Below are 405 nucleotides of genomic sequence, written 5' to 3' on the forward strand. Positions count from 1 at the left end.
GCGCATGGCGCCGAGGCCGGGCACATTGGCATCGTTGAGCAGGAAGCCGCACAGGCCGTTGAGGTGGCGCCCCGCCGTGACCAGGGCCGGGCGCGGCTCGCTGCAGCGGATGCGGGCCGCCACCTGGCCGTCAACGAGGACATGCAGGATCGGCGTCTTCTCGAAATCGTCCGGGACGACATAGCCGGTGATCTCGCCGCCCTCGTCCGATTCGATGTTGAACAGCATGTCCTCGCCCGATTCCCAAGCTGGTTTTTCGGCCGCACGGGCCTCACCACAGGAGCGACTCTTCCTCCAGCACCCGCAGGAGATATTTGCCGTAGCTGCTGTTCTCGACCTTCTTGGCGAGGTGACGCAGTTGATCGGCATCGATCCAGCCGCTGGAAAAGGCGATCTCCTCCGGGC

At 65.2% G+C, this 405-nt stretch carries 1 pseudogene; it reads right to left on the reverse strand.

The window, feature by feature from the left end:
- Positions 1–228: pseudogene (locus tag ACTJKX_RS38270) on the reverse strand (hypothetical protein); the annotation flags it as partial.
- Between the last annotated feature and the right edge of the window lie 177 nt (positions 229–405).

The organism is Labrys sp. 22185 (assembly GCF_052045555.1).
GTDB lineage: Bacteria > Pseudomonadota > Alphaproteobacteria > Rhizobiales > Labraceae > Labrys > Labrys neptuniae.